20 protein-coding genes are annotated in these 21321 nt (G+C 71.8%); 11 read left to right on the top strand and 9 right to left on the bottom strand.

Features of this window, described 5'->3' with window-relative positions:
* The first annotated feature begins 54 nt into the window (after positions 1-54).
* A complete protein-coding gene (locus tag IE277_RS04245) occupies positions 55-993 on the top strand; it encodes a DMT family transporter (RefSeq protein ID WP_373310701.1) in 939 nt (312 codons plus the stop codon).
* A gap of 17 nt (positions 994-1010) precedes the next feature.
* On the top strand, positions 1011-1931 hold the full coding sequence (locus IE277_RS04240) for a LysR family transcriptional regulator (RefSeq protein WP_189948582.1): 921 nt from the start codon (positions 1011-1013) through the stop codon (positions 1929-1931).
* Here IE277_RS04240 and IE277_RS04235 read toward each other — a convergent pair.
* Together IE277_RS04235 and IE277_RS04230 are read right to left on the bottom strand one after the other, a co-directional pair.
* Positions 1918-2697, bottom strand: coding sequence for a GntR family transcriptional regulator (locus IE277_RS04235; protein ID WP_189948581.1), 780 nt, complete (start codon positions 2695-2697; stop codon positions 1918-1920). The two genes, IE277_RS04240 and IE277_RS04235, sit on opposite strands and share 14 nt — an antisense overlap.
* Complete coding sequence (locus IE277_RS04230; RefSeq protein WP_189948580.1) at positions 2694-3236, bottom strand: GntR family transcriptional regulator; 543 nt, start codon at positions 3234-3236, stop codon at positions 2694-2696. Before IE277_RS04230 ends, IE277_RS04235 begins: the two co-directional genes overlap by 4 nt.
* A 148-nt stretch (positions 3237-3384) precedes the next feature.
* On the opposite strand from IE277_RS04230, the gene IE277_RS04225 reads away from it, so the two are divergent.
* The gene (locus IE277_RS04225; RefSeq protein WP_189948578.1) at positions 3385-3813 is read left to right on the top strand and encodes an ATP-binding protein; all 429 of its coding nucleotides are present in this window, start codon (positions 3385-3387) and stop codon (positions 3811-3813) included.
* A 193-nt stretch (positions 3814-4006) separates the two neighbouring features.
* Entirely contained in the window at positions 4007-4873 is an 867-nt protein-coding gene (locus tag IE277_RS04220; RefSeq protein ID WP_189948575.1) for a putative RNA methyltransferase, read from the top strand.
* 25 nt (positions 4874-4898) lie between these two features.
* Here IE277_RS04220 and IE277_RS04215 read toward each other — a convergent pair whose 3' ends face one another.
* Positions 4899-5390 (bottom strand): DUF1203 domain-containing protein, encoded by a 492-nt coding sequence (locus tag IE277_RS04215; protein WP_189948573.1) that lies wholly within the window; start codon positions 5388-5390, stop codon positions 4899-4901.
* Between the two features lie 112 nt (positions 5391-5502).
* On the opposite strand from IE277_RS04215, the gene pepN (IE277_RS04210) reads away from it, so the two are divergent.
* Positions 5503-8079 carry an aminopeptidase N gene (pepN, locus tag IE277_RS04210; RefSeq protein ID WP_189948572.1) on the top strand — a complete coding sequence of 859 codons (2577 nt, stop codon included), beginning with the start codon at positions 5503-5505 and terminating at the stop codon, positions 8077-8079.
* A gap of 56 nt (positions 8080-8135) precedes the next feature.
* On the opposite strand, the gene IE277_RS04205 is transcribed toward pepN (IE277_RS04210), so the two are convergent.
* From IE277_RS04205 to IE277_RS04195, 3 genes are all read right to left on the bottom strand, one after another.
* Positions 8136-8897: an SDR family NAD(P)-dependent oxidoreductase gene (locus IE277_RS04205; protein WP_189948571.1), complete on the bottom strand. Its 762-nt coding sequence runs from the start codon at positions 8895-8897 to the stop codon at positions 8136-8138.
* Positions 8898-9015: 118 nt separating this feature from the next.
* Entirely contained in the window at positions 9016-10035 is a 1020-nt protein-coding gene (locus IE277_RS04200; RefSeq protein WP_189948570.1) for an aspartate-semialdehyde dehydrogenase, read from the bottom strand.
* A gap of 293 nt (positions 10036-10328) precedes the next feature.
* A complete protein-coding gene (locus IE277_RS04195) occupies positions 10329-10871 on the bottom strand; it encodes a CGNR zinc finger domain-containing protein (RefSeq protein WP_189948569.1) in 543 nt (180 codons plus the stop codon).
* Positions 10872-10983: 112 nt separating this feature from the next.
* On the opposite strand from IE277_RS04195, the gene IE277_RS04190 reads away from it, so the two are divergent.
* From IE277_RS04190 to IE277_RS04170, 5 genes are all read left to right on the top strand, one after another.
* A complete protein-coding gene (locus tag IE277_RS04190; protein ID WP_189948568.1) occupies positions 10984-11430 on the top strand; it encodes a VOC family protein in 447 nt (148 codons plus the stop codon).
* 2 nt (positions 11431-11432) lie between these two features.
* Positions 11433-12365: a pyridoxamine 5'-phosphate oxidase family protein gene (locus IE277_RS04185; protein WP_189948566.1), complete on the top strand. Its 933-nt coding sequence runs from the start codon at positions 11433-11435 to the stop codon at positions 12363-12365.
* Positions 12366-12374: 9 nt separating this feature from the next.
* Entirely contained in the window at positions 12375-12860 is a 486-nt protein-coding gene (locus IE277_RS04180; RefSeq protein ID WP_189948564.1) for an NUDIX hydrolase, read from the top strand.
* A 200-nt stretch (positions 12861-13060) separates the two neighbouring features.
* On the top strand, positions 13061-14842 hold the full coding sequence (locus IE277_RS04175) for a TIGR03767 family metallophosphoesterase (RefSeq protein ID WP_189948562.1): 1782 nt from the start codon (positions 13061-13063) through the stop codon (positions 14840-14842).
* A gap of 148 nt (positions 14843-14990) precedes the next feature.
* Positions 14991-16184, top strand: a complete 1194-nt coding sequence (locus IE277_RS04170; RefSeq protein ID WP_189949213.1) for a glycosyltransferase — start codon at positions 14991-14993, stop codon at positions 16182-16184.
* A 222-nt stretch (positions 16185-16406) separates the two neighbouring features.
* Here IE277_RS04170 and IE277_RS04165 read toward each other — a convergent pair whose 3' ends face one another.
* Positions 16407-17216: an SGNH/GDSL hydrolase family protein gene (locus IE277_RS04165; RefSeq protein WP_189948560.1), complete on the bottom strand. Its 810-nt coding sequence runs from the start codon at positions 17214-17216 to the stop codon at positions 16407-16409.
* 69 nt (positions 17217-17285) lie between these two features.
* Here IE277_RS04165 and IE277_RS48730 point away from each other — a divergent pair, with 69 nt between their 5' ends.
* Positions 17286-17420 (top strand): hypothetical protein, encoded by a 135-nt coding sequence (locus tag IE277_RS48730; protein WP_268252141.1) that lies wholly within the window; start codon positions 17286-17288, stop codon positions 17418-17420.
* Between the two features lie 17 nt (positions 17421-17437).
* Here IE277_RS48730 and IE277_RS04160 read toward each other — a convergent pair whose 3' ends face one another.
* Together IE277_RS04160 and pepN (IE277_RS04155) are read right to left on the bottom strand one after the other, a co-directional pair.
* Positions 17438-18475, bottom strand: coding sequence for a hypothetical protein (locus IE277_RS04160; protein ID WP_189948558.1), 1038 nt, complete (start codon positions 18473-18475; stop codon positions 17438-17440).
* 229 nt (positions 18476-18704) lie between these two features.
* The gene (gene pepN / locus IE277_RS04155; RefSeq protein WP_189948556.1) at positions 18705-21284 is read right to left on the bottom strand and encodes an aminopeptidase N; all 2580 of its coding nucleotides are present in this window, start codon (positions 21282-21284) and stop codon (positions 18705-18707) included.
* Positions 21285-21321 lie beyond the last annotated feature (37 nt).

The following is a 21321-nucleotide window of genomic DNA, read 5'->3' as shown; positions in this document are numbered from 1 at the left end:
TAGGAGCACCGCACCGCACCACACACCCGCACCATCGCCCCCGAAAGGATCCCCGTGACCGCCGTCCTGCACCGGACCACGACCCCTGCCCCTGCCCCTGCCCCGGCCGCCCCCCGCCTCCCGCGCGAGGCGGCCGCCCCGCTGCTCGGCCTCGCCTGCGCCGCGCTCGCCACGGTCGTCTGGTCGGGCAGTTTCGTCGTCTCCCGAGGCCTGCACGACAGCGTCCCGCCCATCCAGCACGCCTTCTGGCGCTGGGTGATCGCCCTGCTCGCCGTGGCCCCCTTCGGCGCCCGACAGGCCTGGCGCCAGCGGGCCCTGCTGCGCCGCCACGCCCGCTACGTCCTCCTCGCCTCCCTCCTCGGCGTGGCCGTCTACAACACCCTCGTCAACCAGGCCGGACTGACCACCCCGGCCCCCACCATGGGCATGATCATGGCGGCCTCGCCGGTGCTCATGGCGGTGTTCGAACGCCTCGGAGGCGTACGGCTCGGCGCGCGTCGTACCGCCGGGCTGCTCGTCGCCTGCGCGGGCGTGGCGCTGCTCGTCGGCGGCGGCGCGGAGTTCGCCCCCGGCGACCTGTGGATGATCGCGGCCACCTGCTGCTTCGCGGGTTACAGCGCGCTGCTGCGCCGCAGGCCGGCCGAACTGGCGGGCACGGCCTTCCTCTTCACGACATTCCTCATCGGCACCGCCCTCCTGCTCCCCGTCCAGGCCGCGAGCCTGGCCCTCCAGGGCGGCTTCACCCCGACCACCGGCACGGTCCTGCCGCTCCTCTATGTGGGCGTGGCCTCCTCCGCCCTCGCCTTCTTCGCCTGGAACAAGGCCATCGCCCTGATCGGCGCGACCCGCGCGGGCATCGTCTACTACCTCCAGCCGGTCTGCGTGGCCCTGCTCTCCTGGGCCGTCCTCGGCGAGACGACCGGCGGGCCGCAGCTGCTGTCGATGGGCCTGATCCTCGCCGGGGTGGTGCTGGGCGCCGGGGCACGGCGTTGACGTGTAGTTTTCCCGGCATGGCCGAGTGGGACATCCGGAAGCTGCAGATCTTGCGCACCCTGCGGGAGCGAGGGACGGTCACCGCGACGGCCGAGGCCCTGCACATGACCCCGTCCGCGGTCTCCCAGCAGCTGACCAATCTCTCCCGACAACTCGGCGTGCCCCTGCTGGAGGCGCAGGGCCGGCGGGTCCGTCTCACCGACGCGGCGCGTCTGGTGCTGACCCACACGGAGCCGGTCTTCGAGCAACTGGAGCGTGCGGACGCCGAGTTGGCGGCGTACAGCCGGGGAGAGGCGGGCGAGGTGCGGGTAGGCGCCTTCTCCACCTCGGTCCCCGCCCTGGTCGTCCCGGCCGTACGGGCCCTGCGGGACACCCACCCCGGGGTGACCGTCCGGGTACGGGAGGCGGAGGCGGCCGAGGCCTACGACCTCCTGACCGCCGGCAACGTGGACCTGGCCCTGTCCCTGGCGGCCGAGGCCCCGAGCGCGGCGGACCCCCGCTTCACTCAAGTCCCCCTCCTGGCCGACCCCTTGGACGTGGCCCTGCCTCCCGGCCACCCCCTGGCCACGGCCCCTGCCCTGACCCTCACCGACCTGGCCGCCGAACCCTGGATCTTCGGCGGCAGCGGCCCCTGGTCGGCCATCACCCGCCGCGCCTGCGAGACCGCCGGCTTCAGCCCCCACCAGGGCCACTCCGCCTCCGGCTGGACCGCGATCCTCGCCATGGTGGAGGCGGGCATGGGCGTGGCCCTGGTCCCGAGAATGGCCGCGACCCGCCGCGCCGGCGTCGTGCTGCGCGACCTCGGCCCGGCAGGCCCGGTCCGCCATGTGACGGCAGCGGTCCGCAGGGGCGGCGAGACGGGCCGGGCGGTGACGCATGTACTGCAGGCGCTGCGGGAGGCGGCGGGCGCTCATGCCGCCCCGGTCACTCGGGAGTGAACTCGTACTGCACTTCGTAGAGATGGCCTGCCTTGACCATGACGGTGGCCTCGATGGGGCGGTTGCCGTCGCTGTACACCACGCGCAGCGTCCGGAGCACCGGAAGATCGCTGGGCAGGCTCAGGGCCTGGTACTGATCCTGGGTGGGAACTCTGGCGGAGACCCGGTCGACGCTCAGGCGGGGAGGGAAGCCGAGTTCGGTGAGAAGGGTGGGTGTACCACCCTTGATCTTGCGCTTCTCCGCGATAGCCGTTCCCCGGGCGATGTGCATGGGGTAGTACGACCTGACCAGTTCGGCCGGTTCGCCGTCGGTGGAGAGGAGCTGGTGCCGCAGAAGGGTCGTGTCACCGGCGGCGATGTTCAAAGCCGCGGCGACGTCGGCGGGAGGTCTGACCTCGCTCACATCCAGCAGGGTGCTCTGAGCCCGGAATCCCCGCTTCGCGGCCTCGGCCAGCCAGCGGTACGGCTCGCCCGGCTCGGCCGGAGCCATGTACGAAGCCGGGCGCATGGTCCGCTGGCGATGCTCGCGGACGGTGACTGAGGCTCCGGCGCGACCGATCACGAGCCGCTCGTCCTTGAGGACTTGGAGCGCCTTCTGGATGGTGGCGTTGGATGCGTCGAATCGTTCCTTGAGCTGAGCGGTGGAGGGCAGACTCGCACCCGGAGCCAGATCCCCGCTCATGATCTCGTCCCGGAGGTCGGCGGCGATCCGCTCGTGCAGTGACCGGCGGTCCGGGCTGTCGGTGTTGTCGGTGGGCACGGTCATCCGATCCGAAGCTCGTAACGAAGCCGCTGCCTGTGAGCCGGCATGACCATTATGTCGACCTGAATGGGCCGGTCCTTGCTGTCCAACGTGACCCGGCTCAGCTTGAGGACCGGCTCGTCGGCAGCGAGCTGCAGGACCTCGCGCTCCTCCGCGCTGGGAAGGCGGGCGGTCACGTCCTCACACACGCGTGTGCCGACGTGCCCGAGTTCGGCGAGGAGGGTCACGGCGCCACCGGGGATCTTCCCCTTCTCGGCGAGACGGGTACCGCGGGCGATGCTCACGGGGTAATACGTGTCAGTCAACTCGCAAGGTAGATCATTGAGTTGGATGATTCGGCGGCGCACGACAACGGTCTCCCCCTCGGCTGCACCGAGGAGTGCGGCGACTTCGTCCGAGGCGAGCACCTCGCCGGCCTGCACGATGCGCTGGCTCCCTTTGCCGCCGCGCGCCGCGGCCTCGGTTCCCCAGGCGTCGGGCTGCCCCTTCTGTCGTGGTGTCAGGTACGGCATCGAGGTACTGACCCACGTGCTGTCGCTCACGGTGTCCTCCTGTGTCGGTTGCCGATCTCGCCGCTCTACACGGTAAGCGACTCGCCTCACTTGCCCCCCTGAGCATACCTCTCTGCTTTTCGTGAAAGCTGGTATGGTGCTGGTCGATCGCTCAACTCGGAGCAAGGCGGGGTGCACTATGTCTCAGTCACGGCAAAGACGATTCCCTCGTACGCACAGATCCGTAGCAGCCGCCCGCGCATTCGCTCTCGAAGCGCTCACGGAGTGGGACCGCCTCGATCGGTACGACGATGTGAGGCTCTGCGTCTCGGAGTTAGCCACGAACGCCGTGCTGCACGGTGTTCCTCCAGGCCGTGAGTTCTGCCTGATGCTTGTCGCCGACGGCCCCCTGATCCGCGTCGAGGTGCGCGACAGCGGGGGCGGACATCCACACGTCGTGCAGCAAGGGGCCGATGGGTGCCGGGGTAGGGGGCTTCTCCTGGTGACAGCCTTCGCTGATGACTTCGGCGTTGTGGTCCACAACCCGGGGAAGACTGTGTGGGCGGAGTTCAAGAGCGGTCCGGTGCCTGAATGGATTCGGAACGTTCGGCCGCAGTTCCTAGACTGACCCCATGGGTTTCCTGAGCACTCCGCACCACTGCTTCCTCTGACCGGAAGGCAGTGAGGGCGACACCCGACGGTGTCGCCCTCCTCCGTGTGCCTGTCGTGTGACACATCCCGCGCGTGGATCGTCCGGCGTGTGGATCGTCCCGCGCGCACGCAGGCACGGTTCCCTTCCCTCGCCCCGCCAGGAGTGCCCCATGCCCACGTCGTATCCCCCTGCCCTCGCGCCCTTCCTCGATCTGCTGCGCTGCCCCACATGCCGCGTGCCCCGGCTGCGCCCCGACCGCGGTGCGCTGCGCTGCCGGGCCGGTCACACCTTCGACCTGGCCCGGCACGGCTATGCCGGCCTCCTGACCGGCACCCGTGCCACCAGCGGCGACGACGCGGCCATGGCGCGGTCCCGGGACCGGTTCCTGGCCACCGGCGGCTACGGCCCCGTGCGCCGGGCGGTGGCCGGCCTCGCCGCCGTCGCGCTGCCGGGCCGGGGCACGGTCGTGGACGCGGGGTGCGGTACCGGCTACTACCTGGCCGGTGTCCTCGACCGGGTGCCCGGCGCCCGCGGTCTGGGACTGGACACCTCGGTGCGCGCCCTGCGCTCGGCGGCCCGGGTCCACGGCCGGGCCGCCGCGGCGAGCTGGGACGTCTTCCGGCCCTTCCCGCTCGCCGACGGGGCGGCCGATGTCGTCCTGGACGTGTTCGCCCCGCGCAATCCGGCCGAGTTCCACCGGATACTGCGCCCCGCCGGCCGGCTGGTCGTCGTACGTCCCACGGCGCGGCACCTCGCCGAGCTGCGTGGCCGGGTGCCCTCGATGGTCACGGTCGACCCGGCGAAGGAACACCGGCTGCACCAGGCCCTGGACCCCTACTTCGAGGCCGCCGAGACCGAACGGGTCGAGTACCGTCTCTCCCTCACCGGGCCGGAGCTGTCCGACCTGGTCGGGATGACACCGAGCGCCCGCCATGCGGACCCCGACGACCTGGCCCGCGGCGACCGGCTGCCGGACCGGGTCACCGTCTCCGTGCTGGCCACCGGCTACCGGCGCCGGCCGACGCCACGGCCGTAGGCCCGACGGGTCCCACAACCAGGAACTAGGCCCGCCGCACCTCGTACAAGAAGCACCCGTACTCCACCGCCCGCACCTGCACCACCGCCACCTCCGGGTCCGTGAAGGCCTCGGCGAGGGCGGACGGGAAGTCGGTGTCGACCAGGCGGCCGCCCAGGATGCGGCCGTCGGCGCAGTAGCGGCGCAGGACGCGGTGGGCGTCGGTGAAGGGCAGGGCGGCGGGGTCGGCCGGGCCCGGGCAGGGGGCGGCGTGGATGAAGACCGGGCCCTGCTCGTCGTACGCGCCGGGGGCGGCGCCCGTCTCGGCCGCCCAGCGGCGCAGCGGCGCGTACGCGACCAGGGCGATCCGCTCGCCCGGCGCGCTGCGGCGCAGGCAGCAGCGCAGCGGGGCGCCGCCCTCCTCGTCGGTGAAGGAGGTCATGGGGCGGCCCGCGTCGTCGGTGGTCCGCAGGGCGGTCAGGGTTTCCGGGGGGATCGGACGCGCCGGGTACGTGTGTGTGGTGTATGTCGTCGTCATGCGTCCAGGGTCCGCTTCCGGCGCCGCGCTCACCGGCGGGAACCGGACATCGCGCTCCCTGTGGATCCCATGGAAGGATGGCGCAACCCACACATAACGAGGAGATGACCGCGTGCCTGGCACAAACCTGACTCGCGAAGAGGCGCAAGCGCGGGCCGAGCTGCTCACCGTTGACTCGTACGAGATCGACCTCGACCTCTCCGGCGCGCAGGACGGCGGCACCTACCGGTCCGTGACCACGGTGCGCTTCGACGTCGCCCGCGGCGGATCCGCGTCCTTCATCGACCTGGTGGCGCCCACCGTCCACGAGGTGACCCTGAACGGCGACGCGCTCGACCCCGCCGAGGTCTTCGAGGACTCGCGGATCGCGCTGCCGGGGCTGCTGGAGGGCCGGAACGTGCTGCGCGTGGTCGCGGACTGCGCGTACACCAACACCGGCGAGGGCCTGCACCGCTTTGTCGACCCGGTCGACGAGCAGGCGTACCTCTACACCCAGTTCGAGGTGCCGGACGCCCGCCGGGTCTTCGCCTCGTTCGAGCAGCCGGACCTGAAGGCGACCTTCCAGTTCACCGTGACGGCGCCCGAGGGCTGGACCGTCATCTCGAACTCGCCGACGCCCGAGCCCAAGGACAGCGTCTGGGCCTTCGAGCCGACCCCGCGCATCTCGTCGTACATCACGGCGCTGATCGTCGGTCCGTACCACTCGGTGCACAGCGTGTACGAGAAGGACGGGCAGAGTGTGCCGCTGGGCATCTACTGCCGTCCGTCGCTCGCCGAGTTCCTGGACTCGGACGCGATCTTCGAGGTCACCCGGCAGGGCTTCGACTGGTTCCAGGAGAAGTTCGACTACGCCTACCCGTTCGCGAAGTACGACCAGCTGTTCGTGCCCGAGTTCAACGCGGGCGCGATGGAGAACGCGGGCGCCGTCACCATCCGCGACCAGTACGTCTTCCGGTCCAAGGTGACCGACGCGGCGTACGAGGTGCGGGCCGAGACGATCCTGCACGAGCTGGCCCACATGTGGTTCGGCGACCTGGTCACCATGGAGTGGTGGAACGACCTGTGGCTGAACGAGTCGTTCGCCACCTACACCTCCATCGCCTGCCAGGCCGCCGCCCCCGGCTCGCGCTGGCCGCACTCGTGGACCACGTTCGCGAACTCCATGAAGACCTGGGCGTACCGGCAGGACCAGCTGCCGTCCACGCACCCGATCATGGCGGACATCCGCGACCTGGACGACGTGCTCGTCAACTTCGACGGCATCACGTACGCCAAGGGCGCGAGCGTGCTGAAGCAGCTCGTCGCGTACGTCGGCGAGGACGAGTTCTTCAAGGGCGTGCAGGCGTACTTCAAGCGGCACGCGTTCGGCAACACGCGCCTGTCCGACCTGCTCGGCGCGCTGGAGGAGACCTCCGGGCGCGACCTGAAGACCTGGTCGAAGAAGTGGCTGGAGACGGCGGGCATCAACATCCTGCGCCCCGAGGTCGCGACGGACGCCGATGGCTCGATCACCTCCTTCGCCGTCCGCCAGGAGGCCCCGGCGCTGCCCGCCGGCGCCAAGGGCGAGCCGGTGCTGCGCCCGCACCGCATCGCGATCGGCTTCTACGACCTCGACGCCGCGAGCGGCAAGCTGGTGCGCACCGAGCGCGTCGAGCTCGACGTCGACGGCGAGCTGACGGTCGTACCTCAGCTGGCGGGCAAGCGGCGCCCGGCGGTGATCCTGCTGAACGACGACGACCTGTCGTACGCGAAGGTCCGCCTGGACGAGCCGTCGCTGGCGTTCGTCACCGAGCACCTCGGCGACTTCGGCGCCTCCCTGCCGCGCGCCCTGTGCTGGGCGTCGGCCTGGGACATGACGCGGGACGCCGAACTGGCCGCCCGCGACTACCTCTCCCTGGTCCTGTCGGGCATTGGCAAGGAGTCCGACATCGGCGTCGTGCAGTCGCTGCACCGCCAGGTCAAGCTCGCCATCGACCTGTACGCCGCCCCGGCCGCCCGCGAGTCCCTGCTGACCCGCTGGACCGACGCCACGCTGGCGCATCTGCGTGCGGCCGAGCCGGCGAGCGACCACCAGCTGGCCTGGGCCCGTGCCTTCGCGGCGACGGCCCGCACCCCGGAGCAGCTGGACCTGCTGGAGAGCCTGCTGGAGGGCACCCACACCATCGAGGGCCTGGCCGTGGACACCGAGCTGCGCTGGACGTTCGTGGAGCGGCTGGCGGCGGTCGGCCGCTTCGACGAGGCGGAGATCGCGGCGGAGTACGAGCGGGACAAGACCGCGGCCGGCGAACGCCACGCGGCGACGGCCCGCGCCGCCCGCCCGACGCCGGAGGCGAAGGCGGAGGCCTGGGCCTCGGTCGTCGACTCCGACAAGCTGCCGAACGCCGTGCAGGAGGCCGTGATCGGCGGCTTCGTGCAGACCGACCAGCGTGAGCTGCTGGCGGCGTACACGGACACGTACTTCGAGGTCCTCAAGGGTGTCTGGGACTCCCGTTCGCACGAGATCGCCCAGCAGATCGCGATCGGCCTGTACCCGACGGTCCAGGTCTGCGAGGAGACCCTGACCAAGACGGACACCTGGCTGTCCTCGGCCGACCCGAACGCGGCCCTGCGCCGCCTCGTCTCGGAATCCCGCGCGGGCGTCGAGCGGGCGCTGAAGGCTCAGGCGGCGGACGCGGCGGCCGGCGAGTAGGCACACCGATCAGGGCGCCCGGACGTGGTACCGGGCGCCCTTGCCATGCCTGTTGGTCAGCCCGGGAACATCCCCCCGGTCACATTGACGAACGTGCCGGTGATGCCTGCCGCGTGGTCGGAGGCGAGGAAGACGGCCGTGGCGGTGATCTCGGCGAGGGTGGGGTTGCGGCGGGTCATGCGCAGGCCGGCCAGGTGGTCGAGGATGCCCGCGATGTTCACGTTCGGGTCGACGGCGCGGAGCTTGTCCTCGGACAGGGTCTCCGGGACGCCCGCCGCCCACAGGCCCACCACGCGCACCCCGCGCGGGCCCAGCTCCATGGCGAGGTTGCGCACCAGGGCGTCGGTGGCCGCGTCGGCCGGGCCGGTGCCGCCCATCATCGGACTACCGTGCGCGGAGCCGCTGTTGAGGGTGAGGATCACACCCGAGCCGCGTTCGGCCATGCGGCGGGCGGCGGCGCGGGCGGTGAGGAAGTTGGCGCGCGTGCCGTCGAGGACGGGGCGCAGGAAGTCGTCGGCGGACATCTGTGTCAGCGGGGCGCCCTGTACGTCGCCCCGGCTCACCAGGTTGAAGGAGACGTCGATCGTGCAGACCCGGTCCGCGTGCTCCTCCACCGCCGCCTCGTCCAGTGCGTCCACGACAGCCGTCTCGGCGTGTCCGCCGGCCGCGGTGATGTCCTTCGCCACGGTGTCCAGCGTCTGCCGGGTACGGCCCACGAGGTGCACCCGGGCGCCCTCACGGGCGAAGGCGCGGGCCACGGCGCCGCCGATCGAGCCGCCGGCGCCGTACACGATCGCGGTCCTGTCGGTGAGCAGCATGGGGAACTCCCTGAGCGAGTGTCCGATGAGTGTCTGTCATACGTCTGTGCAGACCTACGACACCAGGGAAACTCATCGGTCACAGCCGTTCCCGGTACGCCTTTGTGCGTGCGGTGGCCTACTTCGCGGACAGCTCCGCCGCCACCAGCTCCGCGATCTGCACCGCGTTCAGCGCGGCGCCCTTGCGGAGGTTGTCGTTGGAGATGAACAGCGCGAGGCCGTTGTCCACCGTCTCGTCGCGGCGGACGCGGCCGACGTACGACGGGTCCTGGCCGGCCGCCTGGAGGGGCGTGGGGATGTCGGAGAGGGCGACGCCCGGGGCGCCCGCGAGCAGCTCGGTCGCGCGCTCGGGGGAGATCGGACGGGCGAAGCGGGCGTTGACCTGGAGGGAGTGGCCGGAGAAGACCGGGACGCGGACACAGGTGCCGGAGACCTTCAGACCCGGGATCTCCAGGATCTTGCGGGACTCGTTGCGCAGCTTCTGCTCCTCGTCGGTCTCGTTCAGTCCGTCGTCGACGATCGAGCCCGCCAGCGGAAGCACGTTGAAGGCGATCGGCCGCTTGTAGACCTGCGGCTCGGGGAAGTCCACCGCCGCACCGTCGTGGGTCAGCTTGTCGGCCTCGGCGACGACCTTCTGCGCCTGGCCGTGCAGCTCGGCCACGCCCGCGAGGCCCGAGCCGGACACCGCCTGGTAGGTGGCGACGACGAGCGCCTGAAGGCCGGCCTCCTCGTGCAGCGGCTTCAGGACCGGCATCGCGGCCATCGTGGTGCAGTTCGGGTTGGCGATGATGCCCTTGGGGCGGTCGGCGACCGCGTGCGGGTTCACCTCGGAGACCACCAGCGGGACCTCGGGGTCCTTGCGCCAGGCCGAGGAGTTGTCGATCACGACGGCGCCCTGCGAGGCGACCTTCTCGGCCAGCGCCTTGGAGGTCGCGCCGCCCGCGGAGAAGAGCACGATGTCGAGACCGGTGTAGTCGGCGGTCGCCGCGTCCTCCACCGTGACGCCGTCCAGCAGGCTGCCGGCCGAGCGGGCCGAGGCGAACAGACGCAGCTGCGTGACCGGGAAGTTCCGCTCCGTGAGGATCCCGCGCATGACCGTGCCGACCTGACCGGTGGCTCCGACGATTCCGACCCTCACAGCGACTCCCTCTGTGTGTCTCTTCTGTGCTTTTCTTCCACGGCCAGGTGCGTGACCGGGGCGTTTCCATCATGCGGCCGACCCCGGTCCACCTGTCCAATTCTTTGCCCGGCGTGCCCGAGGAATGGGACAGACTTCCCCCGTCCGACGGTTCCACGCCTCCGCCGTTCACCCCGCTGAGCTGGAGGAATTCCCTCGGCGAAGGCCCCGCGCCGCAAGCTGTGCTGTCCCGCCCCTGCCCGTGCGGACCCCGGCCACACGGCGGTGTGACGTACGCCTCGAACCGGATGAGGTCAGCTCTCCTTGGAGCGCGCGTAATGCCGTGACGCCTTCGCCCGGTTGCCGCACGCGGCCATCGAGCACCAGCGGCGGGTGCCGTTCCGGGACGTGTCGAAGAAATGCAGGATGCAGCCGCCGCCCGCGCAGCCGCGGATCCGGTCCGGGGCCCGGTCGAGCAGGTGCAGATAGTCGCGGGCGGCCAGCCAGGCCGGCCCCCAGGCCGGGTCGGCGAACTCCGCCTCCTCGGCGGGACCGTCGGCGGTCAGCCGGGCCCGGATCCGCCCGTGCGCCAGGACGGCGTCCACGAGCGGCGCCGCCGCGCGCGGTGGCCCGTTCACCGCGGCCGTGAGCGCCTCGCGGGCCTCGTGCAGATGGCGCAGCACCTGTGCGTCGGCCGGGTGGGTGCCGGCCAGCCCGTTGCCCGCGAGCCACACCGCCAGCCCGTCGGTGTCGGCGAGCAGGTCCTGGGTGACGCCGTCCCGGTTCCACCGGGTGTTGAGCAGATCGAGCGCGAGCGGCTCACCGGTGAGCGGGCGGGGATCGGGGGCGGGGGGCATGGGGGCGCTCCTTCTCTGGCTAACCGTTCAAGAGTACGTCACCGGTTGACTTCCCCGTCTATAACCCCTTAATCTCATGATGAAGGTTAGATGATTCAAGAAGGAGAACCCCATGGCTCCGCGCATCGCGCACACCGGCCTGAACGTCACCGACCTCGACCGCTCCCTCGCCCTCTACCGCGACCTCCTCGGCTTCACCGTGCTCGCCGAGGGCAAGGAGGACGAGCAGCGCTGGGCGATGCTGGGCGAGAGCGGCGAAGCCCCGCTCGTCACCCTCTGGCAGCAGGCGCGGGGGTCGTACGACAGCGGCCGCCCCGGACTGCACCACCTCGCTTTCACGGTGGACTCCGTCGAGGAGGTCCGGCGGTACGAGACCGCGCTGCGGGCGGCCGGGTTCGACTTCGCCCACGAGGGCGTGGTCGCCCACCGCGAGGGCGGGACGTCGGGCGGCATCTTCTTCCACGACCCCGACGGCATCCGCCTGGAGATCTCCGCCCCCCTCGGCCCCGACGGCGCCCCGGCCCCCCACGTGGACGCCCCGACCTGCGGCTTCTTCTAGCCATGGGCACCTACCACGCGGGCTCGCTCGCCCTGCAGGAACTGCTGGGCGTCCGCGACCGCGCCGACCACGTGGGCCGCTCCCTGGGCCAGGACATCAAGCCGGTCGCCGCGGCCTTCCTGGCGCTGCAACCCCTGCTGATCGTCGGCGCGGCGTCCCCGGAGACGGGGAGGGTCTGGACCTCGGCCCTCACGGGCACACCCGGTTTCGTCCGGGCCACGGGCCCGAGGCGGATGTCCGTCGCCACTGATGCCGCGCATGAATCCGACGGGTGGCCGAACGAGCCGAACGGCAGCCGGCCTCCAGGGGCGCGGGACCCCCTCGCGACGGCGCTGAGCACCTCCGGCACGCCCCTGGGCACCATCGCCCTGGACCCCCGTACCCGCCGCCGTATGCGCCTCAACGGCCGGCTGCGGCCGGCGCCTCGCGGATTCGCCGTCGAAGCGGACCAGGTCTTCTCCAACTGCCCCAAATACATCCAGCGCAGGGAGTCGTACGAAACGGTCGGCGACCGCACGCCCGGCACTGACCGCCTCCTCGCCGAACTCGGCCCGCGCGAAAGGGACTTCATCCGGGCCGCCGACACCTTCTTCCTGGCCACGGTCCACCCCGGCGGAGCCGACGTCAGCCACCGCGGCGGCAACCCCGGCTTCGTGCACGTCACTTCGCCGACCGAACTGACCTGGCCGGACTACCCCGGCAACGCCATGTTCCTCACCCTCGGCAACCTCCGCACCGACCCCCGGGCCGGACTGCTCCTGCTCGACTGGACCACCGGTGACACCCTCCAGCTCACCGGCGCGGCACACACCACCGTCACCGCCGAAGGCCGGCGCACGGTCCGCTTCACCCTCGCCGAGGCCCGCTGGACCCCGGCCGCCCTCCCCCTGCGCTGGTCCGCACCGGAGTATTCACCGGCCAACCCCAGCGGTTAACGTCGTTCGATGGAACAGAAGTTGAGGGTGGCGGCCTACGCCGTGTGCGTCCGCGACGGACAGCTCCTGCTCGCCCGGTCGCCCGGCCCGGACGGAACCCCCGAGTGGGTGCTGCCCGGCGGCGGCATGGAGCACGGCGAGGACCCGTACGACACCGTCCGCCGCGAGGTCACCGAGGAGACCGGCTACCGCATCGAGGTGACCGGTCTGCTCGGCGTGGACTCCCTGCGGCTTCTCGGCAACCCCCGCCTCGGCCGCCGCAAGGACCATCATGCCCTGCGGCTCGTCTACGAAGGCAAGGTCGTCGGCGGTGAACTCCGGTACGAAGTCGGTGGATCCACCGATTTCGCGGCATGGCAGGACCTTTCGGTCGTACCGGACCTGAATCGGGTGCCACTCATCGACACCGCGCTGCGTCTGTGGCGGGAACGTCCCGCGAACGGCCGGCTCACCGCCGAGGCCCCTCCTCTACCCCGGGAGATGAACGAGGAGTAACTGTCCCTGGGCGTCCCGCAATCCACTCCATGGCCACACCCGGTACCGCGTGATCCACGTACGGTGATCGGCGGTGCGCGTTGCCGTCGCGTTCACGCGCAGGTCATCCCCGCTGCCAACGATCGAGAGCGAGCGGGGTGTTCGCGTCTGCGACGGCCCGCGACCACAGCCGACGCGTCCGCACCCGGGGAGATCGCGCCATGCCGCGCATACGCTCTGTCGCCACCTCCGCTCTGGGGGTCAACCGCCGTACCGTCCTCGCCGCCGCCGGAGCTGTCACGCTCTCCGCGGGCGTCGGCTACGCCCTGCGCCCCACGGACAGCGAGGCCGCCACCACGTCGCCGGAACCGGCCGACGGGGCCGGGGCCCCCGTCGCCCCCGCCGCCCGCTCCGGGCAGGCCGCCGAGGCGACCCCGCTCGCCCCCTACACCAAGGGCACCACCCTCGCCTCCGTCGCCACGCCGCGCGCCGGCTCCGGCTACCGCCGGCTCGGCGACGGTGCCGGCTGGCAGCGGGTCGTACGCGGCGAGCTGGCCGCACCCAAGTCCGGCCGGGCGGGCCGCCGTACCGCCCTCGCCGCCTTCGTGCAGTTCACCGACCTGCATCTGCAGGACGTGCAGCACCCGCTGCGGCTGGAGTACCTGCGCTCCAACGGCGTGCACTCCTGGCGCCCGCACGAGGCGCTCACCGTGCAGGGCGCCATCTCGCTCGTCGAGCGGGTCAACACGCTCAAGGGCGCCCCCGCCACCGGCGCCCCGCTGCACTTCGTGATGACCACCGGGGACAACACCGACAACAACGCCCACTCCGAGCTGGAGTGGTTCATGAAGGTGATGAGCGGTGGCCGCATCAGCCCCAACTCCGGTGACCCCAGGCACTACGAGGGCGTGCAGAACAGCGGGATGAAGCTGTACTGGCAGCCCGACGCCGCCCTGCGCGACAACGACAAGGCGCTCGGCTTCCCGCACCTGAAGGGCTTCCTGGCCGCCGCGATCCGCGAGGTGCAGAGCCCCGGCCTGAAGCTGCCCTGGTACTCCACCGTGGGCAACCACGACGCCCTCCCGCTCGGCTGCTTCGGCTCCCACGGCGACCCGTACCTCGCCGAGGCGGCCGTCTCCGGCAAGAAGCTGATGGACGTGTCCGCGCGGGACGCCATGAAGCTGGGGGACGCCATCAAGGGCGTCAACGACCCCAAGGGTGCCCACTACCGGGACTTCCTCAAGGCCCACGCCCGCTCGATGCGCTCGGTCACGGCCGACGAGAAGCGTGCCCCCTACACCCCGGCCGACTACCTCAAGGCCCATCTGGACCCCGCCCACCAGGGCCTCGGCCCGGTCGGGCACGGCTACTCCTCGGCGAACCTCTCCGCCGGCACCCAGTACTACGCCTTCCGCATCTCCGACGACGTCATCGGCATCAGCCTCGACACCACCGACGCCGGCGGCCTCCCCCAGGGCTCCCTCGGCACCGCCCAGCTGATGTGGCTGGACAAGACGCTGAAGGACAACAAGGACTCCTACGCCGTCGTCTTCAGCCACCACACCAGCACGTCGATGGACAACACCCGGCCCGACCCGGCCCGGCCCGGCGAGAAGCGGCACGGCGGCGCCGAGGTGCTCTCCGTGCTGGGCGCCCACGCCAATGTGCTGGCCTGGGTGAACGGGCACGTCCACAAGAACGTCATCACCCCGCACAAGGGCTCGGGCGCCCGCTCCTTCTGGGAGATCTCCACCGCCTCCCACATCGACTACCCCCACCTCGCCCGCATCGTCGAGCTGGTGGACAACAAGGACGGCACGATCTCCGTGTTCACCACGCTGATCGAGTCCGCCGCCCCGCACCGCACCGACTTCGCCGACCTCTCCCAGACCGGCCTCTCCGCGCTCTACCGTGAGCTGGCCTACAACGCCCCGGGCGCCAGCACGACCCTCGGCGGCGCCGCGGCGGACCGGAACACGGAGCTGGTACTGAAGAAGGGCTGAGCGTAGCATTCACGTCGTTTCGTGTTAACCCGTACGCAATGTCCGTACCGCCTCATATCGGCTAACCCGCTGTTCACGGGGATGGCTCGATCTTCTCGATCATTTATGCAAGGCGGGTGGTCGTGTGCGCGCTTCGCACGGACTGCGTGTGCTGTCGGTCTACGAGGGCTTCTTCTCCGGCGGAGCCCGGATCGTGCACAGTGACGTCGTACGGGGACTGGCCGAGGGCGGCCAGTCCCACCAGGTACTCAGCATCCATGGCGAGGTTCTCCGCGAGGCCACCCGGCAGCGCATGGAGGACGACCACTGCTACCGGGAGCTGACCGCCGCCGGCATCGGCGTCACCTCGCTCGGCCGCAGCGCCGGCCTGGTGGACGGGGCGCTCGCGGCGAATGCTTTCAGCGGGCCCGAGCTGGCCGAAACCGCGCGGGCGATGGCCGGGGCCGATGTGATCCTCTCCCTGAAGGAGCAGCCGCTGGCCCTGCTGAACCAGGCCGGTCTGCCCCGCCGCCCGGTCGTCGTCGCCCTGCACCGCTCCGACCCGGAGAACCAGGGCCCCGCCCTGGACGAGCTGAAGGCCGCCATCGCCGACGGCACGGTGGCCGCATGCGTGTGCTGCGCCGAGTCCACCCGGGCCGCCTACGAGGCCGCCGGCATCCCGGCCGGGCTGCTGCACGTCATCCCCAACGGCGTCGACCTGCTCCGCTTCCGCCCCGACCCGGCCGCCCGGCTCGCCCTGCGCACCTCGCTCCGGATCGCCGACCGGGCACCCGTCGTCGTCTTCGCGGCCCGGTACGCCGCGATGAAGAACGTCCCCCTGCTGCTGCGCGCGGCCCGCGTCTGGCTCGCCCGTGAGGGCGGTGGGCACCTGGTGATGTGCGGGGCCGGTATGACCCCGGGCAACCCCGGGCTGCGCGCGGACCTCGCCGACGCCTTCGCGGACGCGCCGGCCCTCGCCGACCGGGTGCGTCTGCTCGGCGTACGGCACGACATGCCGGCCGTGTACGCAGCCGCCGATGTCGTCGCCCTGACCTCCGTCTCCGGGGAGGCGGCGCCGCTGTGTCTGATCGAGGGCATGATGTGCGGCGCGGTTCCGGTGACCACCGATGTCGGCGACAGCGCGGCCATCGTCACCGGGCTGGGCTTCGTCACCCCGCCGGACCCGGCCGCGATCGCCCTGACCTGGTCCGCGGCCGTCGCCGGGCGCGCGGACCTGGCCCCGGACCTGGAGGCCGCCCGTGAGCGCTTCAGCCGCACCCGGATGATCGCGGCCTACGCGGCGCTGCTGGACCGGCTGCACGCGGAGGCCGCCCCCGCGCCGTCCCTGCCGGACCCGCTCTAGTGCCCCGGCAGGCAACGTTCGCCCCGTCGCGACGCCCGGCACGCCCTCTCGCCGCACCGGCCGAAAGCCCACGTACGCCCAGTACGGGGACTTCCGGCCGGCACTCCCCCAGCCTCCGGCCGGGGGGACCCCCAGAGCACGCACCGGACGCCGCTCCTTCACGGGCAAACGTTGCCTGCCGGGGCACTAGCGGGCACCGCTCCCGTTTCGGGCGGCCCGGTTTCAGGTGACCCGGTCGAGAGCCGCCAGATAGCCATGGGCCTGCCCGGGCGCGGTCGGGTGGTACGACTCGGTGACGATCGGTATGTCGACACCGCGCATCCAGGGGCTGCGGGAGCAGATCTCATGGCCGGCGAAGGCGGGCCTGACGTCGGCGAAGGTGAATCCGTGGGCCGCGGCGAGCCGGGCGATCACGGTGTCGAGGTGGTCCACGCCGTCGTTGACGGCGGCGCGGGCCCGGTCCTGCAGGCCGACCTGGCAGCCGCCGCTGAGGTGATAGAAGCGCGGATAGCCGAGCACCACGACACGGGCCGCCGGAGCCCGGTCCCTGATCGCCGAGTAGAGCCGGTCCAGAGCGTGCACGAGGGACCTGTCGACGGTCGAGCGGGCGCGGTCCACGGCGGACAGGCACAGCGAGGTGCCGCCGAGGGCGCAGGTCGCCATGACGGAGGCGAAGCCGGAGTCGCTGCCGCCGACGGTGAGGGTGACCAGCCGGGTCCGGGGGCCGAGCGGGCCGAGCTGGCCGGAGCGGACGTCGTCGGCCTGCGCGCCGTTGCACGCGGGGAACGCGAAGGAGCTCGCCCCGTGGGCCTCGGCCCACAGCACGGGGTACGCCCGGCTGCTGCGCTTGCAGGCCGTGCGGCCGGGGAGGTAGTCACCGGCGCCGACCCCCGCGGAGTAGGAGTCGCCGAGGGCCACGTAGCGCATGGCCGCGGTCAGGGGCGCGCCTTCCACGGTCGTGGGGGCGGCGGAGAGACAGGCCGTGGCGAGCAGGAGCGAGGACGAACACGCCACTATCCGGGAATGTCGCATACCTCTCGTCTACCGTGCCCCGATCGGCTGCCGCCTTTCGGGTTCCGCCGTCCGGGTGAACTCTCCGCGGTGGCCGACGGCGACGCGGTGGTCGACGACGCGGTGGTCGACGACGCGGTGGTCGACCACGACGAGGAGGGGCCGCCGGAATCGGTCCGGTGGCCCCTCCTCTCCCCTCCTGAGGGCTCCCCCTCGCCCCCTTGATGCCTCCCGGTCCGTCACTACCGGGGAAGCACCACGACATAGGCGGCCGGGTCGCGGTCGACGGACGCCATCAGAGCCGTGCGGATCACCGTCGCCTGCTGTTCCATCGCGTCCCTGAGCTTCTTCGGGGTGATGTACACGACCGTGATCCCCAGCCGCTCCAGGTGCTCGCGCTTGCGGGCGTACTCCGACCACAGGGCGTCCTCGTCCCCGCGGGGCGCGCGGGTGTCCAGTTCCACCGCGACCGCCTGGTCGGGCCAGTACGCGTCCAGGCCGCCGAGGTGCGGGCCGCCGGGCAGGCGCAGGTCGACGTTCCAGACCGGGTCGGGCAGGCCGTACTGGCCGACCATCCGGTACAGCCGGTCCTCGGCGATCGCGCGGCCCTCCGCCAGGAGCGCGTCCACCGCGTCCACCACATGGGGCCGGTTCAGCAGCTTGGCGTGGGTCAACTCCCGCACCACGGCGGCCGGTTCGCAGTGGCCGCCGCGCACCGCCTCGGTCAGCAGCCGGCGCACCGCCTGCGCGTCCGTCAGTTCCGCCACCGCGTCCGCGAGGGCCCGCGGCACCGGCGCCACCGGCAGGCCCGTCACCGCGCGCGGCTTGGGCAGGGCCGGAGTGCGCAGGACGCGGACGTACCCCGAGGAGCGCAGCCGGCGCGAGCGGGGGACCAGGACGTCGACGTGGTCCAGGGAGAGCAGCGGTGGGGTGGCCGAGAAGCCGTACAGGGTCAGGGCGGCCAGGCCCGTGATCACGGCCTCGGCGTAGACCGGGCGGTGCGGTTCCTCGGCGGTCGGCTGGGCCGGGACGCCCGGCGTCGACTCGCGGGCCGCGTACAGCAGCGCTCCGTGCAGACGCTCCTCGCTCGTCGGCGGGCCGGGGTGCAGCAGGACCACGCCCGGCAGCAGGTGCTGCCAGGGGCCGTCGGGCCGGCACTGCTCGGCCAGCTCGGCCGTCGCCACGCCGTGGGCGCGGAGCTGGGCCGTCGTCAGGACGCGGCGGTGGGCCTCGGAGAGGTGGCGCAGGGGGCGGGGGGAGAGCGGGGTGTTGTGCGTCATGGCGTCGGGATTCCCACGTCCGGACCCCCCTTTAACCGCTGTTACACGGCCGTCGAAGAATGCGGACAAGGTGGGACTAAAGGTCAAGTGTTCGGATGCCGACTAGGGACGGGAAACCCCTGGTCCGATCGGGTGCGGACCAGGGGTTACGGTTCCGATGGAACGAATTCCGTAACGGTCACCGGCGGCCCAAGCTCAGGCCAATGCTCACGCGTTGCCGGTGCCGGTCTCAGCCGGCGGTCGCCGTCGCGTCGCACGCCTGCGCGTTCAGCGCCCGCGCCAGGTCGTCCCGCGCCTCCAGCACCAGCCGGCGCAGCGCCGGCGGGGCGTCCCGGTGCTCCGTAAGCCACGCGTCCGTCGCCGCCAGCGTCTCCGGGCGGTCCTGCAGCGCCGGGAACAGGCCCTGTACGACGTCCATGCCGATCTGGATCGACCGCTCCCGCCACACCCGCTCGATCGCCGCGAAGTACTTCTCGGCGTACGGCGCGGTCAACTCCCGCTGCGCGGGCTGGTCGAAGCCCGCGATCGTGGCCTCCACCAGCGCGTTCGACAGCGCGTCGGACTCCACCACCTGCGCCCACGCCTGCGCCTTGACCGCCGCCGACGGACGGGCCGCCAGACACCGGACCTGGTGCCGCTTGCCGGACGCCGTGTCGTCGCGGGCCAGCTCCGCCGCCAGGACGGACTCGCCGGCCGCGCCGTGCGCCGCGAGCGGCTCCAGGAACGCCCAGCGCAGCTCCTGGTCCATCTCCAGGCCGTCGATCGTCGAGGTGCCGTCCAGCAGCTCCGTCAGCAGCTTCAGATCCGGCTCCGCGACGGCGACCGTCGCGAAGAACCGGGCCCAGGCCAGCTGGTGCTCGCTGCCCGGCTCGGCCGCCCGCAGCTCCCGCAGCGCGCCCTCGGCCAACAGCTCACCGCCGGCCGCCCGCCACCCGGGCGCCGCGTAGTGCACCAGCGCCGAGTTCGCCCACGCGTGCAGCATCTGCAGCACCCCGATGTCGGACTCCCGGCCCCCGAACCGCAGCACCAGGGCGATGAAGTCCCGCGCCGGCAGCAGCGCGTCCCGCGTCATGTTCCACAGCGCCGACCAGCACAGGGCACGGGCCAGCGGGTCGGTCAGCGCGCCCAGGTGCTCGCGCAGGGCGGCCAGCGAGGTGTCGTCGAAGCGGATCTTGCAGTACGTCAGGTCGTCGTCGTTGACCAGCACCAGCTCCGGGGCCTCGGCCCCGGCCAGCTCCGCCACGACCGTACGCGGACCGTCGACGTCCGTCTCCACGCGCGCGTACCGCGCGAGCGTGCCCTCGGGCGTACGCCGGTACAGGCCCACGGCGACCCGGTGCGGGCGCTCCTCGGGGTGTGACTCGGGGGCCTCCTGCACCACCGCCAGCTCGGCCACCCGGCCCGACGGGTCCAGCAGCACCTGCGGGGTCAGCGAGTTGACCCCGGCCGTCTGCAGCCAGGCACGCGCCCACGCCGACATGTCCCGGCCGCTGGTCTCGCCGAGCACCGACAGCAGGTCGCCGAGGCGGGTGTTGCCGTACGCGTGCCGCTTGAAGTAGCGGCGGGCACCCTCCAGGAACGCGTCCTGGCCGACGTACGCCACCAGCTGCTTGAGCACCGAGGCGCCCTTGGCGTACGTGATGCCGTCGAAGTTCAGCTTGGCGTCCTCCAGGTCACGGATGTCGGCCGTGACCGGGTGCGTGGAGGGCAGCTGGTCCGCGCGGTACGCCCAGGCCTTGCGGCGGTTGGCGAAGGTGATCCAGGCGTCCTTGAAACGGGTCGCGCCGACGTTCGCGAACGTGCCCATGAAGTCCGCGAAGGACTCCTTCAGCCACAGGTCGTCCCACCACTCCATGGTGACCAGGTCGCCGAACCACATGTGCGCCATCTCGTGCAGGATGACATTGGCCCGCGCCTCGTACGACGCCTGTGTCACCTTGCCGCGGAAGATGTACTCCTCGCGGAAGGTCACCAGGCCCGGGTTCTCCATCGCGCCCAGGTTGTACTCGGGCACGAACGCCTGGTCGTACTTGCCGAACGGGTACGGGTAGTCGAAGTGGTCGTGGAAGAAGTCCAGGCCCTGCCTGGTGACCAGGAAGACGTCGTCGGCGTCGAAGTGCGGGGCGAGCCCCTTGCGGCACAGCGCGCCCAGCGGGATCTCCAGCTTCGTCCCGTCCTCGAAGGTGCGGGTGTAGGAGTCGGTGACGTAGTGGTACGGGCCCGCGACCACGCACGTGATGTACGTGGAGATCGGCTTGGTCTCGGCGAACCTCCAGACGCTGTCGGCCCGTTCGCCCGCCCCGTTGCTCCACACCGTCCAGCCCTCGGGCGCCCGCACCTCGAAGCGGTAGGGCGCCTTGAGGTCCGGCTGCTCGAAGTTGGCGAAGACGCGCCGGGAGTCGGCCGGCTCGTACTGCGTGTAGAGATAGACCTCGCCGTCCTCGGGGTCGACGAAGCGGTGCATGCCCTCGCCGGTGCGTGAGTAGGCGCACTGCGCGTCCACCACCAGCTCGTTCTCCGCGGCCAGGTCCTCCAGCGCGATCCGCGAGCCGTCGAAGACCTGGCCCGGGTCCAGGTCCCGGCCGTTGAGCGACACGGAGGTCACGCTCGGCGCGATCAGATCGGCGAAGGTGGCCGCCCCCGGCTCGCTGCAGCGGAAGCGGATCGTGGTCACCGAGCGGAACGTGCGCGGCTCCCCGTCCCCGTCGCCGACGGCAGACCTGAGGTCCAGGGACACGTCGTACCCGTCGACGGACAGCAGGGCGGCCCGCTCCCGGGCCTCGTCGCGGGACAGATTCTCACCGGGCACGTGCGGCACTCCCTCGTGGTCGCGTGGACGACGGCTG

This window comes from Streptomyces alanosinicus (genome assembly GCF_014650595.1).
GTDB lineage: Bacteria > Actinomycetota > Actinomycetes > Streptomycetales > Streptomycetaceae > Streptomyces > Streptomyces alanosinicus.
Note: the sequence above shows the minus strand (reverse complement) of the source record. Positions and strands in the feature narration are given on the sequence as shown.